At 61.3% G+C, this 21330-nt stretch carries 16 protein-coding genes and 2 pseudogenes; all 18 read right to left on the bottom strand.

What is annotated here, in order from left to right:
- Positions 1–110: 110 nt before the first annotated feature.
- The 18 genes and pseudogenes from ACWHXD_RS01840 to ACWHXD_RS01755 all read right to left on the bottom strand — a co-directional run bounded on the left by ACWHXD_RS01840 (position 111) and on the right by ACWHXD_RS01755 (position 21323).
- Positions 111–845: an amino acid ABC transporter ATP-binding protein gene (locus ACWHXD_RS01840; protein WP_138761728.1), complete on the bottom strand. Its 735-nt coding sequence runs from the start codon at positions 843–845 to the stop codon at positions 111–113.
- Positions 838–1797, bottom strand: coding sequence for an amino acid ABC transporter permease (locus ACWHXD_RS01835; protein WP_034134699.1), 960 nt, complete (start codon positions 1795–1797; stop codon positions 838–840). The genes ACWHXD_RS01840 and ACWHXD_RS01835 overlap by 8 nt, the downstream gene beginning before the upstream one ends.
- A gap of 135 nt (positions 1798–1932) precedes the next feature.
- Complete coding sequence (locus ACWHXD_RS01830) at positions 1933–2730, bottom strand: transporter substrate-binding domain-containing protein (protein WP_032893985.1); 798 nt, start codon at positions 2728–2730, stop codon at positions 1933–1935.
- Between the two features lie 219 nt (positions 2731–2949).
- The gene (locus ACWHXD_RS01825; protein ID WP_032893987.1) at positions 2950–3750 is read right to left on the bottom strand and encodes a transporter substrate-binding domain-containing protein; all 801 of its coding nucleotides are present in this window, start codon (positions 3748–3750) and stop codon (positions 2950–2952) included.
- Positions 3751–3929: 179 nt separating this feature from the next.
- Positions 3930–6508: pseudogene (gene mdoH, locus ACWHXD_RS01820) on the bottom strand (glucans biosynthesis glucosyltransferase MdoH); the annotation flags it as partial.
- Positions 6501–8237, bottom strand: a complete 1737-nt coding sequence (locus tag ACWHXD_RS01815) for a glucan biosynthesis protein G (RefSeq protein ID WP_032897635.1) — start codon at positions 8235–8237, stop codon at positions 6501–6503. The gene ACWHXD_RS01815 and the pseudogene mdoH, both read right to left, overlap by 8 nt.
- A 267-nt stretch (positions 8238–8504) precedes the next feature.
- Entirely contained in the window at positions 8505–8942 is a 438-nt protein-coding gene (dtd, locus tag ACWHXD_RS01810) for a D-aminoacyl-tRNA deacylase (RefSeq protein WP_032893990.1), read from the bottom strand.
- Positions 8939–9910, bottom strand: a complete 972-nt coding sequence (pip, locus tag ACWHXD_RS01805) for a prolyl aminopeptidase (protein ID WP_014716544.1) — start codon at positions 9908–9910, stop codon at positions 8939–8941. The genes dtd and pip overlap by 4 nt, the downstream gene beginning before the upstream one ends.
- Positions 9911–10013: 103 nt before the next feature.
- Positions 10014–10133, bottom strand: a pseudogene (locus ACWHXD_RS01800) (alpha/beta hydrolase); the annotation flags it as partial.
- A 146-nt stretch (positions 10134–10279) separates the two neighbouring features.
- Entirely contained in the window at positions 10280–11080 is an 801-nt protein-coding gene (gene hutG, locus ACWHXD_RS01795) for an N-formylglutamate deformylase (RefSeq protein WP_138761730.1), read from the bottom strand.
- A gap of 12 nt (positions 11081–11092) precedes the next feature.
- On the bottom strand, positions 11093–12298 hold the full coding sequence (gene hutI, locus ACWHXD_RS01790; protein ID WP_499083485.1) for an imidazolonepropionase: 1206 nt from the start codon (positions 12296–12298) through the stop codon (positions 11093–11095).
- A 15-nt stretch (positions 12299–12313) separates the two neighbouring features.
- Entirely contained in the window at positions 12314–13723 is a 1410-nt protein-coding gene (locus tag ACWHXD_RS01785; RefSeq protein ID WP_014716540.1) for an amino acid permease, read from the bottom strand.
- Positions 13724–13887: 164 nt separating this feature from the next.
- A complete protein-coding gene (gene hutH / locus ACWHXD_RS01780; protein WP_102047763.1) occupies positions 13888–15426 on the bottom strand; it encodes a histidine ammonia-lyase in 1539 nt (512 codons plus the stop codon).
- A 26-nt stretch (positions 15427–15452) separates the two neighbouring features.
- Positions 15453–16961: an HAL/PAL/TAL family ammonia-lyase gene (locus ACWHXD_RS01775; RefSeq protein WP_138761732.1), complete on the bottom strand. Its 1509-nt coding sequence runs from the start codon at positions 16959–16961 to the stop codon at positions 15453–15455.
- Between the two features lie 137 nt (positions 16962–17098).
- Positions 17099–17923, bottom strand: a complete 825-nt coding sequence (locus tag ACWHXD_RS01770) for a quaternary amine ABC transporter ATP-binding protein (RefSeq protein WP_003187840.1) — start codon at positions 17921–17923, stop codon at positions 17099–17101.
- The gene (locus ACWHXD_RS01765) at positions 17920–18771 is read right to left on the bottom strand and encodes an ABC transporter permease (RefSeq protein ID WP_003187838.1); all 852 of its coding nucleotides are present in this window, start codon (positions 18769–18771) and stop codon (positions 17920–17922) included. The genes ACWHXD_RS01770 and ACWHXD_RS01765 overlap by 4 nt, the downstream gene beginning before the upstream one ends.
- Before the next feature lie 71 nt (positions 18772–18842).
- Positions 18843–19808 carry an ABC transporter substrate-binding protein gene (locus ACWHXD_RS01760; protein WP_032893997.1) on the bottom strand — a complete coding sequence of 322 codons (966 nt, stop codon included), beginning with the start codon at positions 19806–19808 and terminating at the stop codon, positions 18843–18845.
- 69 nt (positions 19809–19877) lie between these two features.
- Positions 19878–21323 (bottom strand): purine-cytosine permease family protein, encoded by a 1446-nt coding sequence (locus ACWHXD_RS01755; protein ID WP_138761733.1) that lies wholly within the window; start codon positions 21321–21323, stop codon positions 19878–19880.
- Positions 21324–21330: the final 7 nt, after the last annotated feature.

The raw sequence follows: 21330 nt of genomic DNA, 5'->3' as shown, positions 1-21330 counted from the left end.
ACCACCCCTGTAGGAGCGAGCTTGCTCGCGAAAAACCCAAGGCCGCTGCGTTCATTCAGGGTGCGTGGCGTTATCGTTGACGTTTTTCGCGAGCAAGCTCGCTCCTACAGTCATAGGACCTGGCGCAGGAAGGCTTGGGCGCGGGGGTCTTTTGGCGCATTGAAGAACTCGGCCGGGGCGGCGTCTTCCAGCAATTTGCCGTGGTCGAAAAACAACACCCGGTCTGCCACTTCCCGGGCAAAGCCCATCTCGTGGGTGACACACACCATGGTCATGCCTTCCAGGGCCAGGGTCTTCATCACGTCCAGCACTTCACCGACCATTTCCGGGTCGAGGGCCGAGGTGGGCTCGTCAAACAGCATCACCTTGGGCTCCATTGCCAGGGCCCGGGCAATGGCGACCCGCTGCTGCTGGCCGCCAGACAGGCGCGATGGAAACTCGTGGGCTTTTTGCGCGATACCGACCTTTTCCAGCAGCGCCAGGGCCTTGGCCTCGCGCTCTTGCTTGCCGCGCTTGCGCACGACCTTTTGCGCCAGGCACAGGTTTTCCAGCACGGTCATATGGGGGAAGAGGTTGAAGTGCTGGAACACCATGCCGACTTCACGGCGGTAGGCATTCACGTCGGTCTTGGGGTCGGCCAGTTGCAGGCCGTCGATGCTCACCGAACCCGAGTCGAACTCCACCAAGCCGTTAAGGCAGCGCAGGAAAGTGGACTTGCCCGAACCCGAAGGGCCGATAACCACCAGCACCTCGCCCTTGGCCACTTGAGTGGTGACGTGATCCACCGCGCGCACCACCTGCCCACGGGTATCGAAGACTTTTACCAGATCGCGCACTTCAATCACTTTGGGCGAGCCTCCGCTCAAGCCGGCTGGCCATCTTCGACAGCGGCAGGTTGATCAGCAGGTACAAGCCCGCCACACAGAACAGGATCTCAAACGGCGAGAACGAGGTGGTGATCACCTCGCGGCCGCTCTTGAGCAACTCGGTAATCGCGATCACCGACACCAGGGAGGTGTCCTTGACCAGGCTGATAAATTGCCCGGCCAGGGGCGGCAGCACGCGCTTGAACGCCTGCGGCAGTACCACGTGGCGCATCGACTGGCTGGCGCTCAAGCCCAGGGAGCGCGCCGCTTCGTCCTGGCCACGGGTGATGGACTGCACGCCAGCGCGCACGATTTCTGCCACGTAGGCACCGGTGAACAACGACAGCGCGGCGATCCCGGCGAACTCCCGGGACAGGTTGAGCACCGTGCCGATAAAGAAATAGAAAATGAAGATCTGCACCAGCAACGGCGTACCGCGCACCAGCTCGACGTAGATCGTCGACAGGTCGCGCAAGGTGGGATTTTTCGACAGCCGGCACAGCCCGGTCGCCAAGCCAATCGCCAAACCCAAGATGCCGGACACCACCGACAGCCACAATGTGGTCCACAAGCCCCACATCAACGGCCCCAGTGCCCATTGCCGGGTCACGCCGACCACATCGCCTTCAGCCACGTCGTCGCCGCGCGCCACTTGCAGGCTGTTATCGGCAACCGTGAGCTTTTGCTCGACACCGGCGTCGTTACGCAGGGTGACTTCGGCCGTATCGCCGTTGCGCACCAACTCGACCACGGTGGAAATATCCGCGGCGCGCTGGGAAGTTTCGGCTTGATAAGCGAAGTACTGCGGGACGCGGTTCCAGCGCCATTCGTAGGACATCAACGAGGTGGCGTAATACAAGGCACCCGCCAGGCCGACCAGCACGACCACCGTCAGCAGGTGCCAGGGCCATTGGGCTTTTTTCTGTTTCATTTCACTTTCCGAATGTATTGCTCTTGTAGGAGCGAGCTTGCTCGCGAAAAACCCGAGAACCCCTCTGGGTGTCAGGATTGCCGCGTTACCGTTGACGATTTTCGCGAGCAAGCTCGCTCCTACACCATCAAGCTTTTATTCCATGTCCTTGAGCCACTCGGAGCTCTTGAACCACTTGTCATGGATGCGATCGTAGGTGCCGTCGTTACGGATCTGGTGCAGGAAGTTGTTGATGAAGTTGATGCTGTCGTAATCGCCTTTCTTCAAACCGAACGCCAGGGGTTCAAAGGTGAAGGGTTCGTCCAGGAACACCAGCTTGCCGTTACCGACTTTCTTCTCGGCCACCACGTTGTACGGTGCGTCGTAGACGAACGCATCAGCCTTGCCGTTGACCACGTCGAGCACGCCTTCCTGCTCGTTGTCGTAGCCGTGGTACTTGGCTTTGGAGATCAACTTCTTGGCCACCATCTCACCAGTGGTGCCGAGCTTGGAGGTCAGGCGGTATTTCTCGTCGTTCAGGTCTTTGTAGGACTTGATGGTGCCTTCCAGTTCCTTGCGGATCAGCAGCGTCTGGCCGACCACGATGAAGGGTTCGCTGAAGTTCAGACGCAGGTTGCGTTCCTGGGTCAGGGTCATGCCGCTGCCGATCATGTCGAACTTGCCGGTCAGGAAGGCCGGGATGATGCCGTCGTAGCCGGTGGACACCAGCTCCAGCTTGACGCCCATGGACTTGGCCATGGCCTTGAGGATATCGACTTCGAAACCGATGATTTCACCGCGCTTGTCGGTCATTTCGAACGGCATGTAGGTGGGGTCCATGCCGACTTTCAACGTGCCGCGCTTGACCGCCTCATCAATGGCGCCGGCCTGTGCCACGGTGGCAGCGACCAGCGCGGTGACGCCAAGCATCAGCATCGAAAGATACTTTTTCATCATCAAGACCCCTGAACGATTCTTATAAGGTGGGCGCACGAGAGGGCTGCGCCATTTCGGGGAGCGATCCTAACCCACTCGTTGTCCGCCACAAAGGTTTCACCGGTAAATGTTATCGGTGTGTGTCGGAAAACACTGACAGCGGCGCGCAGAAGCGCAGGCGCAGACGCTTCAGCGCGGCCTCTCGATCAGGGGTTGATGTGTAAGCAGTTATGACGATCAGTCGATCTCGGCGATCCAGGCCGTGTCCCTTAACCACTTGTCATGCAGGCGATCGTAGGTGCCGTCCTGGGCGATCTGATTGAGAAAGTGGTTGATCCAATTGAGGCTGTCGTAATCACCTTTTTTCAGGCCAAACGCCAAGGGCTCAAAGGTAAAGGGTTGCTCCAGTGCCAACAAGGCACTGTTCTGTGGCCGACTCATCGCGATCAGGTTGTAAGGCGCATCATGGATAAAAGCATCGGCCTTGCCTTCCACCACCTGCCGCACGCCCTCTTCCGGGTCAGCCACACTGCTGAGCCGAGCGGATACGAGAAAGCGCTGCGCAGCGGCTTCACCGGTGGTGCCTTGGGTGGTAACGACGCGGTAACTGGCGTCGTCCAGCTCTTCAATACTGGACACCTTCGCGCCCAGGCGCGGATGCAGCAGCACCGTCTGGCCCACCACGATAAACGAGTCACTGAAGTTGAGCTTGAGGTTGCGCTCCTGGGTGACCGTCATGCCGCTGCCAATCAGATCAAATTTGTTTGCCGTCAGCCCTGGCAGCAACTCCGTGTAGGGCACCGCCACCAACTCCAGCTCTACACCCAGCGCGCGACTCATGGCGTGGAGCAAGTCAATTTCAAAGCCGACGATGCGTCCCTGCCTATCGAGCATTTCGAACGGCACGTTATTGGGGGTGGTGCCGACTTTAAGTACGCCACGGCGCACAGCGTTGTCCAGCGCGCCCGCGTAAAGCAGGCCTGCGTGTCCCCCCAGCAAAAAGCCCATCAGCAATGCCAAACAATACCTTTTGATCATGAATGCCCCCGTGGCGAGTCCAATGTGGGGGGCGATCCTAACCCAGCCGCAGGCACGGCAATACGCTTCGAACAAAGGTCTTTTGTTTCGAAATAACAAGGAGTTAGGAATAAAAAGGAAGGGGCTAAAAACGCTGTAGGACCAACGTTTGAAACACCCCCGAAGTGAGCCTTCGGGGGTGCCTGAATCAGGCCGGTTGGGCCTGGGGCGACTGTGGTTGCAGGGGCAGCAATGGCGCGTGCGGATCGGCCTTGATCGAGGCACGCCAAGCGCCGAGCCACTCGGCATGACCTTCGCTCCACACCTGCTCATGCAGGCGAGCCAGGGCCACCGGGTCGCTGAGCAAGGCCAGGCGTTCGCTATTGTTGAGGCCGGCCGGGCCGACTTTCAACGCGTGGCGAACACGCTCCATGCGCAGGTACTCGATGGGCTCGGCCTCCCGGTGCCGCGAGGTCGCCAAGGCGCAGGCCAGGGCGTTCTGCTGCGGGTCGACCACCGAACGCACAAAGCCGTCGTTGAGGGCATGCCAACGGTTTTCGTGGGTGTACTGCTCGGTCGACAGCAGGGCTTGCGGCGGATTGTATTCCTCAGGGATCAGGAACAGGCTCTCGTCGCGGGACTTGAGGCCCAGCTTGACCCGGCTGGAAATCACCGACACCGGGATCGACAGCATCAGCGAACCGACGATCGGCACCAGCCACCACAGGAAGCTTGGGTTCAACCACACCACCAGCAGCGCCCATAAAAAGCCCAGCACGGTTTGCGGACCGTGGCGCTTGACCGCCTCGCTCCATGGCGTGGAGTCGTCGTCACGTTGTGGCGAGTTCCAGGTAGCGGCCCAGCCGAGGAACGCAGCGAGCACGAAACGGGTGTGGAAAATCATCCGCACCGGCGCCAGCAGCATGGAGAACAGCATCTCCAGCAGCATCGACAGGGTCACCTTGAACTTGCCACCAAACTCTTTCGCGCCTTTGGCCCAGATCAGGATGATGCTCAGCAGTTTAGGCAGGAACAACAGCACGATGGTGGTGGAGAACAGCGCCACCGCCTTGTCCGGGTGCCATTGTGGCCACAGCGGGTACAACTGGCGCGGAGCCATGAAGTACTGCGGCTCCATCAGCGTGTTCACCGCCAGCAACGCCGTGGACAGCACCAAAAAGAAGAACCACAACGGCGCCGACAGGTAGGACATCACGCCGGTGAGGAACACCGCACGGTGCACCGGGTGCATGCCTTTAACCAGGAACAGGCGGAAGTTCATCAGGTTACCGTGGCACCAGCGGCGGTCACGCTTGAGTTCATCCAGCAGGTTCGGCGGCAGTTCTTCGTAGCTGCCCGGCAGGTCGTAGGCAATCCACACGCCCCAGCCGGCACGGCGCATCAGCGCCGCTTCAACGAAGTCGTGGGAAAGAATCGCACCGGCAAACGCACCCTTACCTGGCAACGGCGCCAGGGCGCAGTGCTCGATAAACGGCTTCATACGGATAATGGCGTTGTGGCCCCAGTAGTGGGATTCACCCAACTGCCAGAAGTGCAGGCCGGCAGTAAACAGCGGGCCGTACACGCGAGTGGCGAACTGCTGCATGCGCGCATACAGGGTGTCCATGCCCGACGCACGCGGCGCGGTCTGGATAATCCCGGCATCCGGCGTGGCTTCCATCAGGCGCACCAGGCTGGTCAGGCACTCGCCGCTCATCACGCTGTCGGCGTCGAGAACGACCATGTACTTGTAGTCACCGCCCCAACGACGGCAGAAGTCGTCGAGGTTGCCGCTCTTGCGCTTAACGCGGCGGCGACGACGACGATAGAAGATCTTGCCGAAACCACCCGCTTCGCGGCAGACGTCGAGCCAGGCTTGCTGTTCGGCGATGCAGATGTCGGCGTCGTTACTGTCGCTGAGCACGAAGAAGTCGAAGCGATCCAGGTCACCGGTCGCGGCCACCGATTCGAACGTTGCACGCAAGCCGGCGAATACACGCGGCACGTCTTCGTTACAGATCGGCATCACCAGGGCGGTGCGCGCATCCTTGGGAATCGGCTCGTCGCCGGCACTTTTACCGGAGATACGGTATTTATCGTGCCCGGTCAGCAGTTCCAGGAAGCCCATGAGCGCGGTCCAGAAACCGGCCGACACCCAGCAGAACAGAATCCCGAACATGATCAGGATGCTGGTTTGCAGGGCGTAAGGCAGTACCTGGGTAGCGGTTTGCAGCAGGGTCTGGTTGCGAATTTCGTCGAAGTCCACCAGCGACCAGCCCTGGTACGGCATGATGCCTTTCATGTACCAGCCGGCCACGATGGTCTGGCCTAGCATCAGCACCAACAGGATGTAACGACGGATCGAGCCCACGGTACGCCAGCGCGCAGCCGGCAGTACCCGCTCGTCTTTGGGTGGCTTGGGCGGGTTGGTGCGACCGGTCATCCGGCGCCAACCGCGCACCAGGATGTTGGTGCGCCAAGGCTCGGGCACCACTTTGGTCCGACGGATCGGCGGCGTGGCCTTCAGGCACACGCGACCGCTGGCATCGAGCGCCAGCATCTCGGCGTCTTCCAGTTCTTCGGCGCTGTTGAGGGTCAAGCGGCGGCCAACCGACGCTTGGGCAGCGTCGGTGGGGGCGTCGAAGGTCTTGGACGACAAGCGCTCGTGCAACTCGCTGAAGGACGTGCAGCCCGCCAGCTCGGCGCGCTGCTCAGCCGTCATGGGTAGATGCGCCAGGTACTCGGACAGAGTCTCTGGCTTGACTTGAGAATTACTCATCGGCAGGCAACTGATAGCTCCAGGTTTCGGTCAGGACTTGCTCGGTCTTGATCGGCTCCGGTGTGGCTGGGGCAGCCTCAGGCTGTTTGGCTTCCTTGTCCTTGGCGTCTTTCTTGGCCTGCTTCTCATGCTGCTTGGCCACGACTTTGTCGGCCTTGAGCACATGGTTGGAAACCGACTCAGGCTCAGGCTGCACGATATCCTGCACCAGCGCCGCACGCATTTCGGTCGGCTTGCTTGCGTCCTTGATCTTCATACGCAGGGTCAGGCGCCAGCCTTTGGTGTGTTCGTTGTAACGCACGCTGTTTTCAACCAGTTCGGCGTTATCGCCCACGCTCACTTGGCTACGTACCGGCGCGTCCGGCAGCAGTTTCTTCAGGGACGGGCCCTCGAAGTCCACCAGGTAGGCCACGCTGCCATCGGGCTGACGGATGAGGTTGGATTGCTTCACGTCACCGGTGGAGCGCAGGGTCTGCTTGACCCAGGCACTGTCCGGCGAATGGAAAGCTGCGTCGTCCAATGTCCAGTGCAGACGGTAGGCTACGTCCAGCGGCTTGCCGACTTCCGGCAGTTCGGCCGGGCTCCAGAAGGCCACGATGTTGTCGTTGGTTTCATCGGCGGTCGGGATCTCGACCAGGTCGACGGAGCCTTTGCCCCAATCGCCTTCAGGTTCGATCCAGGCGCTTGGGCGCTTGTCGTAGTTGTCGTCCAGGTCTTCGTAGTGGCTGAAGTTGCGACCACGCTGCAACAGGCCGAACCCACGCGGGTTCTCGACGCTGAAGTTGCTGACAGACAGGTGTTTAGGGTTGTTCAGCGGGCGCCAGATCCACTCGCCATTGCCGGCGTGGATCGACAGGCCGCTGGAATCGTGGAGCTCGCGACGATAGTTGAGGACCTTGGACGGCTGGTTGGCGCCGAACAGGAACATCGAGGTCAACGGCGCAACGCCCAGCTTGCTGACCTTGTCACGCAGGAACATCTGGGATTTGACGTCCACCACGGTGTCGGTGCCAGGGCGCAGGATCAGACGATAAGCGCCAGTGGCGCGTGGCGAATCCAGCAGTGCAAAGATCACAAGGTGCTTGTCACCCGGCTTTGGACGCTCGATCCAGAACTCGGTGAAACGCGGGAATTCTTCGCCAGACGGCAATGCGGTGTCGATCGCCATGCCACGGGCAGACAGGCCATATACCTGGTCCTTGCCCACGACGCGGAAATAGCTGGCGCCGAGCATGGTCATGATTTCGTCTTGCTTGTCGGCCTTGTTGATCGGGAAAAGCACACGGAAACCGGCGTAACCCAGCTGTTCGGTGGCTTTAGGATCAAATTTCACATCGCCGAAATCGAAACGCGTCGGGTCGTACTTGATTTCATGCACGCTGTCGGCGGTGACTTCGTTGATTTTCACCGGGGTGTCGAAATGCATCCCCTGGTGATAGAAGGACAGCTTGAACGGGGTGTTCTGATCGGCCCACTCGGCTTTTTCATTGCGGAAACGAATTTTCTGGTAGTCAGCGAATTTCATTTCGCGGAATTCGTTCGGCAAATTGCTGCGCGGAGCTTCGTATTTCTGCCCAGCCAGCTCTTTTGCCTTGGCCGACACATCATCCAGACTGAACGCCCACAGTTGACCCGCGCCGAACAGGCAAAACAGGGCGGAGCCCGTCACCAGTGCGTTTCGTAACCGTTTGGCAGACAATTTTGGTGCATTACAGGGACTAACAATCACGAGCAACCCTCGCCGAAAACAGATCAAAAAACCAACTGCCAGCTATCTATATGCCAGGTTGGCGAGCAATGTTCCGACTCCTCTGGGGCAAAATGATTCCCCACGCGGTTGTCGGACAAGGCTCTACCTAAGTCAAAAATGGACCAAACAACGCTGATCCCCGTAGCGCGCGATTATCTAGTAGCCCGCGAGACAACGCATCAGGGGCAGCGAAGTATTTGTAGCGAAACCCTGCGTTTTTAGGCATTAACGTCGTTTTTCATACATTCATGTCTGTAAGAGGAAGGTCACAGGGCCATCATTGACCAAGTGCACCTGCATATCCGCGCCAAAACGCCCTGACGCCACCTTGCCATGCAATTGTTGCGCTTGTAACAACAAGTGATCAAAAAGCGCCGCTCCCAGGGCCGGTGGAGCCGCCGTGGAGAAGCTGGGCCGCAGCCCGCTTTTGGTATCCGCCGCCAGGGTGAACTGCGACACCAGCAGCAAACCGCCGCCGATGTCCTTGAGGGACAGGTTCATCTTGCCGTCCTCGTCACTGAACACCCGATAGTTAAGCAGCTTGTGCAGCAGTTTGTCGGCGCTTTCGGGCGTATCTGAAGGCTCGACGGCCACCAGTACCAGCAAACCCTGGTCGATCGAGCCTACCACCTCACCCGCGACCTCGACCCGGGCGCCACGCACCCGCTGCAACAGGCCCTTCATGCTTCTTCAGGCGGCAGGTCGAGCAAGCGCCGGGCCATTTCGCCGGTCGCACGTACCAGTGCGTCGGTGATACCCGGCTCGGATGCCGCATGCCCGGCCTCGCGGATCACCTGCAACTCGCTGTTGGGCCAGGCCTGATGCAGTTCCCAGGCGTTATCCAGCGTGCAGATCATATCGTAGCGGCCATGGATGATGACGCCAGGCAGATGGGCGATCTTGTGCATATCGCGAATCAGCTGGTTGGGCTCCAGGAAGGAGTTGTTAGTGAAGTAATGGCATTCGATACGTGCGATGGACAAGGCGCGCTGCGGCTCGGAAAACCGCTCCACATGCTGTGGGCTCGGGCACAGGCCCAACATGCGGCCTTCCCAGCCCGACCAGGCTTTGGCCGCGTGCATCTGGGCGATCTGGTCATTGCCGGTCAGGCGCTTGTGGTAAGCGGCGATCATGTCGTGGCGCTCCTCCACCGGGATCGGGGCCACGTAGTCCTGCCAGTAATCCGGGAACAGGCGGCTCGCGCCCTCCTGGTAGAACCAGCGAATATCCTGGGGGCGGGCGAGGAAGATGCCGCGCACGATCAGGCCGAGCACACGCTCGGGATGGGTTTGCGCGTAGGCCAGGGCCAGGGTCGAGCCCCAGGAGCCGCCGAACAGCACCCACTTGTCGATGCCCAGGTGTTCGCGGATGCGTTCAAGGTCGGCGACCAGATCCCAAGTGGTGTTGTTCTCCAGGCTCGCCCTTGGCGTGGAGCGGCCGCAGCCACGCTGGTCGAAGGTGACAATATGGTAGAGGTTCGGGTCGAAATAGCAGCGGCTCTGGGCGTCGCAACCGGAGCCGGGGCCGCCATGGATGAACACGACAGGCAAGCCTTCGGGGGAGCCACTTTCATCGACATACAGGGTGTGGGTGTCATCGACAGCCAGATCGTGCCGGGCGTAGGGTTTGATCTGCGGGTACCAAGTCTGCATTGCGTGCTCCGTAGGGTGTCGGGTTCATCCCTGGGGGGACGTCTATTATTTTGCCGTTTGGCATCATAAACCCGAATTGTGCAATGAGCATGTCCTTGAGCACTTAGACCTGTGTCAGCAGTTCGCGCCTCAGGTAACCAAGCAGATAGTCATACAGCCGATCCACCTCCGGCACCTGGCCGCGAGCCCGCAAACAACCGTGGGCCAGCCCTTTGCCGGGATGGCGGCGTGTCAGTTGATAAAAGTGTTGCTGAACCACCGTTATCGCAGGCAAGCCAGCTCCCACATTTGGAGCGCATTCTCATGATAGAGCGCGGTCAAGCGTGGGAGCGGGCTTGCTCGCGAAAGCTATTGCAGCAGCACCAACAATTACCGGTAGTGCTTCTGCCCCCAAGCCAACAGCCCTTCCAGCAACTGCCTCAACACCACCTGCGTCGGCTCGGCCAAATCATGGCGATAACGGAACGGCTCGAACTCCTCCATATAGGTGCTCTGGCACAACTCCAGCTGCACCGCATGGATATCCTGCGCCGGGTTGCCGTAGTGACGGGTGATATGGCCGCCCTTGAAGCGCCCGTTCAGCACATGGGTATATTGCGGATGCTGAGCGCAGATGGCTTCCAGCTGGCTGGCCAGCTGCGGGTCGCACGCAGCGCCGTTGAAGGTACCCAAATTGAAGTCCGGCAATTTGCCGTCAAACAGGTGCGGGATCACCGAGCGGATCGAGTGCGCGTCGAACAGCAACGCATAACCGAACTCGGCCTTGAGGCGTGCCAGTTCTTCTTGCAGTTGACGGTGGTACGGCCCCCAGATTTTTTGCAGGTAGCTGGCCCGTTCTTCGTCGGAGGGCGTTTGCCCTTCACGGAACAACGGTACGCCGTCGAACAGCGTCTCGGGGTACAGGCCGGTCGTAGCGCCGGCATACAGCGGCGTGTTGTCGGAAGGCCGGTTGAGGTCGATGACAAACCTCGAGTACTGCGCAGCCAGGGTGCTGGCGCCCAGCTCTTCGGCAAACTCATACAACAGGGGGATATGCCAGTCGGTGTCCGGCAGGCTTTGCGCCTCGGGGATCAACCCGGCCTCGACCGCAGGGGTGAGGCGCAGGCCCGCGTGGGGCATGCTGATCAGCAGCGGTACACGGCCTTGTTTGAACGTCAGAACCTTATCCACAACAGCATCCTCTCAAACAGTGACGTCGACGCCGTGGCGCACGACGCGTTTATCCAGTTCGCCACCCAGCCAGTAGGCCAGGTCGGCGGGGCGGTCGATCTGCCAGGCGACAAAGTCCGCGACCTTGCCCACTTCCAGGGAACCATGGGTATCACCCAGCCCCAACGCGGTGGCCGCGTGTTGCGTGGCGCCGGCCAGGGCTTCTTCCGGGGTCATGCGGAACAGGGTGCAGGCCATGTTCAGCATCAGCCGCACTGACAGCGCCGGTGAAGTGCCGGGGTTGAGGTCGCTGGCGATGGCGATCTTCACGCCGTGTTTGCGCAGGGCGTCCATGGGCGGCAACTGGGTTTCACGCAGGAAGTAGAACGCGCCCGGCAATAGCACGGCGACGGTACCGGCCGCAGCCATGGCGATGGCGTCTTCTTCAGTCATGAATTCCAGGTGGTCGGCCGACAACGCGTGGTAGCGCGCCGCCAGGCTTGAGCCATGCAACGACGAGAGTTGCTCGGCGTGCAGCTTCACCGGCAGGCCAAGTTGCTGAGCAACCTTGAACACCCGCTCGACCTGTTCAGTGGAAAACGCCAGGTACTCACAGAAGGCATCGACCGCATCCACCAACCCCTCGGCGGCCAGGGCCGGCAGCATCTGGCTGCAGATGTGCTCGATGTAGTCGTCGGCGCGGTCCTTGTACTCCGGCGGCAACGCATGGGCGGCCAGGCAGGTGGCGCGCACGCTGACCGGCAGTGCTTCACCCAGGCGCCGGGCCACGCGCAGCATCTTGCGTTCGTTGGCCAGGTCCAGGCCGTAGCCGGACTTGATTTCCACGGTGGTCACGCCGTCACGCAAAAGGCTGCGCAGACGCTTTTCAGCGCTCAGGAACAATTCATCTTCCGTCGCTGCACGCGTGGCACGCACAGTGCTGGCAATGCCGCCGCCCTTGGCCGCGATCTCGGCGTAGCTGACACCTTCGAGGCGCTGCTCGAATTCGCCGCTGCGATTACCACCAAACACCGCATGGGTGTGGCAGTCGATCAGCCCGGGGGTGACCCACGCGCCTTGCAAGTCGTGCACCTGGGCGTAATCCGCCGTCGGCGCCTGGCTGCGGGGGCCGACCCACTCGATGAGCGAGCCAGCAGTCACCATGGCGGCATCCTCGATGATCGAGTATTTGCCATTGGCCATGGTTGCGACGTGGCAGTGTTGCCAAAGCGTTTTCATCAACGCCTCCCTAAGTTATCGATGAGACAAAACCGGGTCGTAATCGACCTTGGCCGTTTGCCCGGCGGCAGGCTTGACCCACAGCCAGTAGGCGATGATCAGCAGCACGATCCACACGGCGCCCACCATCAACGCCGCCTGGGTGTCTGGGAAGTAACCGAGTACACCAAACACAAACAGCATGAACACAATGGCCGCTGCCGGCGCATAGGGCCAGAACGGCACCGGGAATTTCAGTTCGGCGACCTGCGCCTTGGTCATGGAGCGGCGCATGGCGACCTGGGTAAACAGGATCATCAGCCAGACCCACACGGTGGCGAAGGTGGCAATCGAGGCGATCAGCAGGAACACGTTTTCCGGGATCAGGTAGTTGAGCACCACACCGCCGAGCAAGGCGGCGCCCATGACCACCACGGTCATCCATGGCACGCCTTGTTTGGACAATTGCGCGAAGCCCTTGGGCGCCTGCCCTTGTTGAGCCAGGCCGTACATCATGCGGCCGGCGCCAAAGATGTCGCTGTTGATCGCCGACACTGCCGCCGAGATCACCACGATATTAAGGATAGTCGCCGCCGAGCCAATCCCCAGGTTGCTGAAGATCTGCACGAACGGGCTGCCCTGGCTGCCGATCTGCGGCCACGGGTAGATCGCCATCAACACGAACAGGGTCAGCACGTAGAACAGCAGGATACGCAGCGGCACCGCGTTGATTGCCTTGGGGATCACGCGCTGCGGGTCCTTGGCTTCACCGGCGGTGATGCCAATGATTTCGATGCCGCCAAAGGCGAACATCACCACCGCAAACGAGGCAATCAACCCGCCGATGCCGTTAGGCATGAAGCCACCGTGGGCCCACAGGTTGCTCAGGCCGCTGGCCTGGGTTTCGCCTGCCGAGTGAATGCCGAACAACATGATGCCGAAGCCGCCGAGGATCATCGCCACAATGGCGCCGACCTTGAGCAGCGACAGCCAGAACTCCATCTCGCCAAAGACTTTGACGTTGCACAGGTTCAGGCCGCCGATCAAAAACACGATGCCCAGCACCCAGACCCAACGGGCCACTTCGGGAAACCAGAAGCCCATGTAAATGCCGAACGCGGTAACGTCGGCAAGGCAGACGATGATCATTTCAAAGGCGTAGGTCCAGCCGAGGATAAACCCGGCCATCGGCCCCAGGTAGGTGCTGGCGTAGTGGCCGAAGGAGCCGGACACCGGGTTGTGCACAGCCATCTCGCCGAGGGCGCGCATCACCATGAAGACGGCGGCGCCGCCGATCAGGTAGGCCAGCAGCACGGCCGGGCCGGCCATCTGGATAGCGGAGGCAGAGCCATAGAACAGCCCGGTACCGATCGCGGAACCCAGGGCCATGAAGCGAATATGTCGGGCGTTGAGCCCGCGTTTCAAACCTTTTTCTGGCTGATGCATTTCTCGTCCCTAATTATTCTTATGAGGAGAAGATCGTTCCCACGCTCTGCGTGGGAACTCCGACCTGGACGCTCCGCGTCCGCTTTTAGAGCGGTGACGCAGAGCGTCACAGGATGCATTCCCACGCGGAGCGTGGGAATGATCAGACACAGACCGAGTCTCGGTCAGAGGCTTGGCAGCAACTTGGCCGGCACCAGCTCATTCAGGCAGCGGCTGGCGAGCAGTTCGCTGGCGGCGTTGATGTCCGGGGCGAAGAAACGGTCCTTGTCATAGAACGCCACTTTGCCGCGCAGGATGCCACGGGCTTTTTCCAGCTTGGGCGAGGTCTTCAGGCCGTCGCGCAGGTCCAGGCCCTGGCACGCCGCGAGCCATTCCACCGCGAGGATGCCCCGGGTGTTCTCGGCCATTTCCCACAAACGCTTGCCCGCAGCCGGGGCCATGGACACGTGGTCTTCCTGGTTGGCCGAGGTCGGCAAGCTGTCGACGCTATGGGGATGGGCCAGCGCCTTGTTCTCGCTGGCGAGCGCGGCGGCAGTCACCTGGGCAATCATGAAGCCCGAGTTCACCCCGCCATTGCCCACCAGAAACGGCGGCAGTTGCGACATGTGCTTGTCCATCATCAACGAGATCCGGCGCTCGCTCAGGGAGCCGATTTCGGCAATGGCCAGCGCCATATTGTCGGCAGCCATGGCCACGGGTTCGGCGTGGAAGTTGCCACCGGAAATCACATCGCCCTCGGCGGCAAAGACCAGCGGGTTATCCGACACCGCGTTGGCTTCTACCACCAGCACCTCGGCGGCCTGGCGCAATTGGGTCAGGCAGGCGCCCATGACCTGCGGCTGGCAACGCAGGGAATACGGGTCTTGCACCTTGTCGCAGTTCTGGTGCGATTGGGACACCTGGCTGCTCTCACCGAGCAGGTCGCGATAGGCCGCTGCCGAGTCGATCTGGCCGCGCTGGCCACGCGCCGCATGAATACGCGCATCGAACGGCGAGCGCGAACCCAGTACCGCTTCCACGGTGAGGCCGCCGCACGCGAGGGCACCGGCGAACAGGTCTTCGCCTTCGAACAGGCCACGCAGGGCATAGGCCGTGGACACCTGGGTGCCGTTGAGCAGGGCCAGGCCTTCTTTGGCGGCCAGGGTCAGCGGCGTGAGGCCGGCGACTTTCAGTGCCTCGGTGGCTTCCAGCCATTCGCCCTTGTGACGCGCTTTGCCTTCGCCAAGCAGTACCAAGGACATGTGTGCCAACGGCGCCAGGTCACCGGAGGCGCCGACCGAACCTTTAAGTGGAATGTGCGGGTACACCTCGGCGTTGATCAATGCGATCAGCGCGTCGATCACCTGGCGACGAATCCCGGAGAAGCCACGGCTCAGGCTGTTGACCTTGAGCACCATGACCAGTCGCACCAGCGCATCGCTGATCGGCTCACCGACGCCGGCAGCATGGGACAGCACCAGGGAGCGCTGGAGATTTTCCAGGTCTTCGCTGGCAATGCGGGTCGAGGCCAACAGGCCGAAACCGGTGTTGATGCCATAGGCGGTGCGGTTCTCGGCGAGAATCTGCTCCACACAGGCAACGCTGGCTTCGATCTGGGCCGAGGCGCTGTCATCCAGGCTGAGGGTTACTGGCTGCTGGTAGATGGCACGCAGTTGGGCGAGGCTCAGTTGGCCTGGAATCAGGTTTAGCGCAGTCACATTCATTCTCCTTGTGAATTGTTCTTAGGTGTTCAGTGCAAATTCGGTAATGCAGTGTCTTTAAGCAGCTGGGCAGCGGCGGCAATATCCGGCGCCAGCCAGCGGTCCTGCTCATAGGCGGGGACCACTTCGCGCAGCAGACGCCAGGCGCGGTCGGTACCGGCGCCGAAGCGTTGCTCCTTGAGAAACTCGAAAGCCTGGGCCGCCAGCAGGTACTCGATGGCAAGAATCTGGGTGACGTTGGCCAGCACCTGGTGCAGCTTGAGCGCGGCATTGGTGCCCATGCTCAAGTGGTCTTCCTGCAGGCCCGAGGTGACGAAATTGTCCAGCACCGCCGGTTGCGCCAACTGGCGGTTCTGCCCACACAACGACGCGGCGACGTACTGCACGATCATCATCCCGGAGTTGACGCCCGGGTTGCTCACCAGAAAGGCTGGCAGGCCGCTGACATGCGGGTTGACCAGGCGGTCCAGGCGGCGCTCGGCCACCGAGCCGATCTCGGCCATGGCGATGGCGAGCATATCGGCCGCCATCGCGACGGACTGCCCGTGGGGGTTAGCCTGGGACACCACGCGGTAATTGTCCGGCGTGCCCAGCACCAGCGGGTTGTCGGTGGCGCTGTTGAGTTCGGTCTCGATCTGGCGCGTGGCGTGTTCCACCTGGTCGCGGGCCGCGCCGTGAATCTGCGGGATCGAGCGAATGCTCAAGGCGTCCTGGGTGCGAATACCTTTACTGCTGGCAATCACCTCACTGCCGTCGAGCAGGGCACGCAGGTTGATACCTACATGCTGCATGCCCGGGTGCGGCTTGAGGGCGATGATGGCTTCGTCAAAGGCGTCGATCTGGCCGCGCTGGGCTTCGAAACTCATGGCACCGATCACGTCGGCCCATTGCAGCAAGTGATGCGCATCGGCCAGGGCCAGGCAGCTCAGGCCGGTCATGCACGGCGTGCCATTGACCAGGCATAGGCCGTCTTTGGCACCGAGTACCACCGACTGCAAACCTTCAGCGTGCAACGCGTGTTGCGCCGTGACGACCTGGCCGCGGTAGCTCACATTGCCGACGCCCAGCAGGGCCACGCCGATATGGGCCATGTGGGTCAAGTACCCCACCGAGCCTTGGGACGGCACTTGCGGGGTGATGCCATGGTTGAGCAGCGCCAGCAGCGCGTGCACCACCTGCGGATGCAGGCCGGACTTGCCGTGGCTGTAGTTGATGATCGCCGCGCAGATGATCGCGCGGGTCTGCTCATCGCTGAGCACCGGGCCGACGCCGCAGGCGTGGCTCAGCAGCGTGTTGCGCGACAGTTGGCTCAGTTGCTCGGTCTTGAGCGAGACGTTGCACAGCGCGCCCAGGCCGGTGTTGACGCCATAGGCGCGCTCGCCGCTGGTGACGATGCGCTGCACGATGGCTTGGGCATTGTCGATGCGCGCCCAGGCGTGGCCGGAGAGTTCGAGCACGGCGCCGTGACGGGCAACGGCGGTGACGTCCTGCCAGCGCATTGGGGTGTCGGCGATGATGATTGTTGTTGCCTGGGACATCTTTATACCTTCTTCAATTCTTAGGCAGCATTGCCGGCCTTTTCGCGAGCAAGCCCGCTCCCACAGGGGGAATGCATTCCAAATGTGGGAGCGGGCTTGCTCGCGAAAGCGCCAGCAGCCTCACCACACAGCCCGGATCAGACCACCGCCGCCCGCCGCTGAACAAAGCGGTCCACATACTCATCCGCCGGCGAGTGCAGAATCTCTCGCGGGGTGCCGACCTGGATCAGCTTGCCGTCCTTGAGGATCGCAATGCGGTTGCCGATGCGCACGGCCTCGTCGAGGTCGTGGGTGATGAATACGATGGTCTTGTGCAGGGTCTTTTGCAGCTCCAGCAACTGGTCTTGCATCTCGGCGCGGATCAACGGGTCGAGGGCGCTGAAGGCTTCGTCCATCAGGATGATGTCGGTGTCGGCCGCCAAGGCGCGAGCCAGGCCCACGCGCTGGCGCATGCCGCCGGACAACTGGTGCGGGTATTTGTTTTCGTAGCCTTTGAGGCCCACGGTTTCGATCCAGTGCAACGCACGTTCGGCGCAGACCTGCTTGGTCTCGCCACGCACTTTGAGGCCGTAGGCAACGTTGTCGAGCACGCTCTTGTGCGGCAGCAGGCCGAAGCTCTGGAACACCATGCTGATCTTGTGCCGACGGAATTGGCGCAGGGCTTCCATGTCCAGTTGCAGGATGTCTTCGCCGTCCACCAGGATCGCGCCGCTGGTGGGGTCGATCAGGCGGTTGAAGTGGCGCACCAGGGTGGATTTGCCCGAACCCGACAAGCCCATGATCACAAAGATCTCACCGGTGCCGATGCTCAGGGACAGGTCATTCACGCCGACCACGCAACCGGTCTCGGCCAGTACCTGGTCTTTGGTCTTGCCCTGGCCGACCATGGCCAGCGCATCCTGGGCGCGCGCGCCGAAAATCTTGAAGACGTTTTTGACTTCGATTTTGCTGACAGTCGTCATTTGCTCGCCTCATGCCGTGGGCGGCCATAAGCCTGGGTAATGCGGTCGATGACCACTGCAAGAATCACGATCGCCAGCCCGGCTTCAAGGCCACGGCCAACGTTGAGGGTCTGGATGCCGACGAGCACGTCTTCACCCAAGCCACGGGCACCGATCATCGAGGCGATCACCACCATCGACAGCGCCATCATGGTGGTCTGGTTGATACCGGCCATGATGCTTGGCAGCGCCAGCGGCAATTGCACGCCGAACAGTTGCTGCCAACGGTTGGCACCGAAGGCGTTGATAGCTTCCATGACTTCGCCATCGACCTGGCGTATGCCCAGGTCTGTGAGGCGAATCAGCGGCGGCGCGGCGTAGATCACCGTGGCGAAAATCGCCGGGACCTTGCCCAGGCCGAACAGCATCAGCACCGGGATCAGGTACACGAAGCTGGGCATGGTTTGCATGATGTCCAGCAGCGGCATCAGCACCGAGCGCAGGCGATTACTGCGCGCCGACAGGATGCCCAGGGGTATGCCGATCAACACCGAGATCACCGTGGCCACCATCATCAATGCCAGGGTTTGCATCAGCTTGTCCCACAGGCCAACCGCGCCCACCAGGAACAGCAAGCCGACAATCACCGCCGTGGTCACCACCTTGCGGGTGGCGTGCCAGGCAATACCGCCGACGATGGCCAGCATCAGCCACCAGGGCGCCGCGCGCAGCAGGCCTTCCAGGTTGACGATGGCCCACAGCAGCGTGTCGGAGATGTGCCGGAACACATCGCCGTAGTTGGTGACCAGTGCGTCCACCCAACCGTTGACCCAGTCGGCGATGGAAAAGGTAAAACTCTCAGGAAACATATCGTGCTCTCGATCCAGTGGGTTGTGGCCAGCCGCCCGGCCACCCTTGAGGGTAGCCGTGCACCCTTGACCTACAAGGCCGCGTCGATTTTCTTGGCTGCGTCTTCGCTCACCCAGGCGTGCCAGACTTCAGGATGTTCCTTGAGAAATATTTTCGCCAGTTTCGGCGACTCGATCCGCTCCTTGGCCATGCGGCCCAGGTTCTGGTTCAGCAGGTCGATGGGCAGGTTGACCTTTTCCAGCACGGCCACCAGTTCCGGGGCTTGCTCGTGGAAGGTCTTGGACAAGCCGACCTTGATGCTCACGGTTTTATCCACGCCGGGCTTTTCTTCCAGCTTGACCAGGTCGACCTGGCCCATCAGCGGCGTCGGTGACCAGTAGTAGAACAGGATCGGCTCGCCGCGTTTGTAGCTCGACAGCACCGCCGCATCCAGCGCCGGGCCGGTGCCCGGGCGGAAGTTGGTGTAGGTGCTTTCCAGGCCGTAGCTCTTGAGCATTTCGCTGTTATCCAGCTCGCAGGTCCAGCCGGCCGGGCAGTTGTAGAAGCGGCCTTTGGACGGCTCTTCCTGGTCCTTGAACACCGAGGCGTATTTGGCCAGGTCGGCAATGCTTTTTAGGTCCGGCGCCTTGGCTTCCAGCTTGCGCTTGGCGTCGCCTTCGATCACATAGCGCGGCACGTACCAGCCTTCGACCGCACCGACCACCGGAGCCCCGACGCCGACGACTTTGCCGGCCTTCTCGGCTTTGTTCCAGACCTCGCTGCGGCCTACCCACTCCTCGGCGAACACTTGGATGTCGTTACTGCCCAGGGCGTTTTCCATGGTGATGGAGTTACCCGGCAAGCTGTCGGTTTTGCAGTCGTAGCCTTTTTCCAGCACGGTTTGCAGGATGTCGGTGAGCAACATGCCGCTTTCCCAATTCAGGCCGGCGAATTTCACCGGCTTGCCGGATTCACACCAGCCGGCCGCCTGGGCGCCGGCGCTTGCCAGCACGCCAGCGGCGAACAACGTAGCCAGCAAGGTCTTATTCATAGTCATTGTTGTGACGCTCCCAATCATGAAATGGATTACGGCAGTCAGTAGGCGTCCTGCCCTGTCCACGTCCCATCAGGCTTGTGCAGCCAGCTCGTTTGTTATGGGTGAAGCGCCCTGCTCTTTTGGCAGGATCAGGTGATCGGGTACCGTGCCGTGCCATTTTTTCGCACACACGTAATACAGGGCCGCCGGCAGTACCAGGCCGATGATCCAGGAGATATCCACATCCCCCAGCGCGGCCACCAAGGGGCCGGTGTAGAACTTGGTGGAGATGAACGGCAACTGCACCAGCACGCCGAATACGTAGACGCTGATGCCCAGCAGGTTCCAGCGGCCGTAGCGACCGTTCGGGTCGGCCAGCGCCGGCACGTCATAACGCTCGCGGGTGATGCAGTAGTAATCCACCAGGTTGATCGCACTCCAGGGCGTAAAGAACGCCAGCAGGAATAAAATGAACGACTTGAATGCACCGAGGAATGAATGCTGGCCGAGCAACGCGATCAGCGTGGCCGTGCCGACGATCAACAGCACGAACACCAGACGCTGCAGACGCGTGACTTCCAGGCGCCCACGAAAGCCGCTGATGATAGTGGCGATGCACATGAAGCTGCCGTAGGAATTGAGCGTCGAGATGGTGACCTTGCCGAACGCGATGCTGAAATACAGCAACGCAGCGGTGGCCCCCGTGCCGCTCAAGCCCACGATGTACGCCACCTCGTGGCCGGCAAACTGCCCGTTGGACATGGCCGCGGCAAACACGCCGAGAACCATCGCCACTTGGGCACCGATGACCGAACCTGCGCCAGCAGCCAGAAAGGTTTTCACCGATGACGTGCGGCTCGGCAGATAACGCGAGTAGTCCGCCACGTAAGGGCCGAAGGCGATCTGCCAGGAGGCCGCAAGTGACACGGCCAAAAGGAAGCTGCTCCAGCTGAAGTGGCGGATTTGCAGGAGCGCGCCAACGTCGGTCTGGCTCATCAGGCGGCTGAACAGGTACACAAAAGCAACCACGCCAATCAGGCTGGCGACCCGGCCGATGAAGTGAATCACGCGGTAACCCAGCACCGTAACCAGCACGATGACACTGGCGAAGATCAGGATGCCGACGCTGTCGCTGACCCCGAACAACTGGCCCAGCGCCTGGCCCGACAGCACAGTACCGGTGGCGGTGAAGCCCAGGTACATCAAGCACACCAACACGATCGGAATCGCCGCCCCATACACGCCGAACTGCACCCGGCTGGAGATCATCTGCGGCAGGCCAAGCTTGGGCCCTTGCGCCGCATGCAGCGCCATGACGCCACCGCCGATCAGTTGACCGATGAGCAAGCCGATCAACGACCAGAACACATCACCGCCCAGCACCACGGCCAACGCCCCGGTGACAATCGCAGTGATCTGCAGGTTGGCACCCATCCACAGGGTGAACTGGCTGAATAGACGACCATGTCTTTCCGCTTCCGGGATGTAGTCGATCGAACGTCTCTCGATCAACGGGGTGGTGTCGTTTGCAGCCATGTTGTTC

This window comes from Pseudomonas fjordensis, assembly GCF_976987115.1.
The sequence above is the reverse complement of the archived record's forward strand: the minus strand, read 5'-3'. Positions and strand labels throughout refer to the sequence as shown.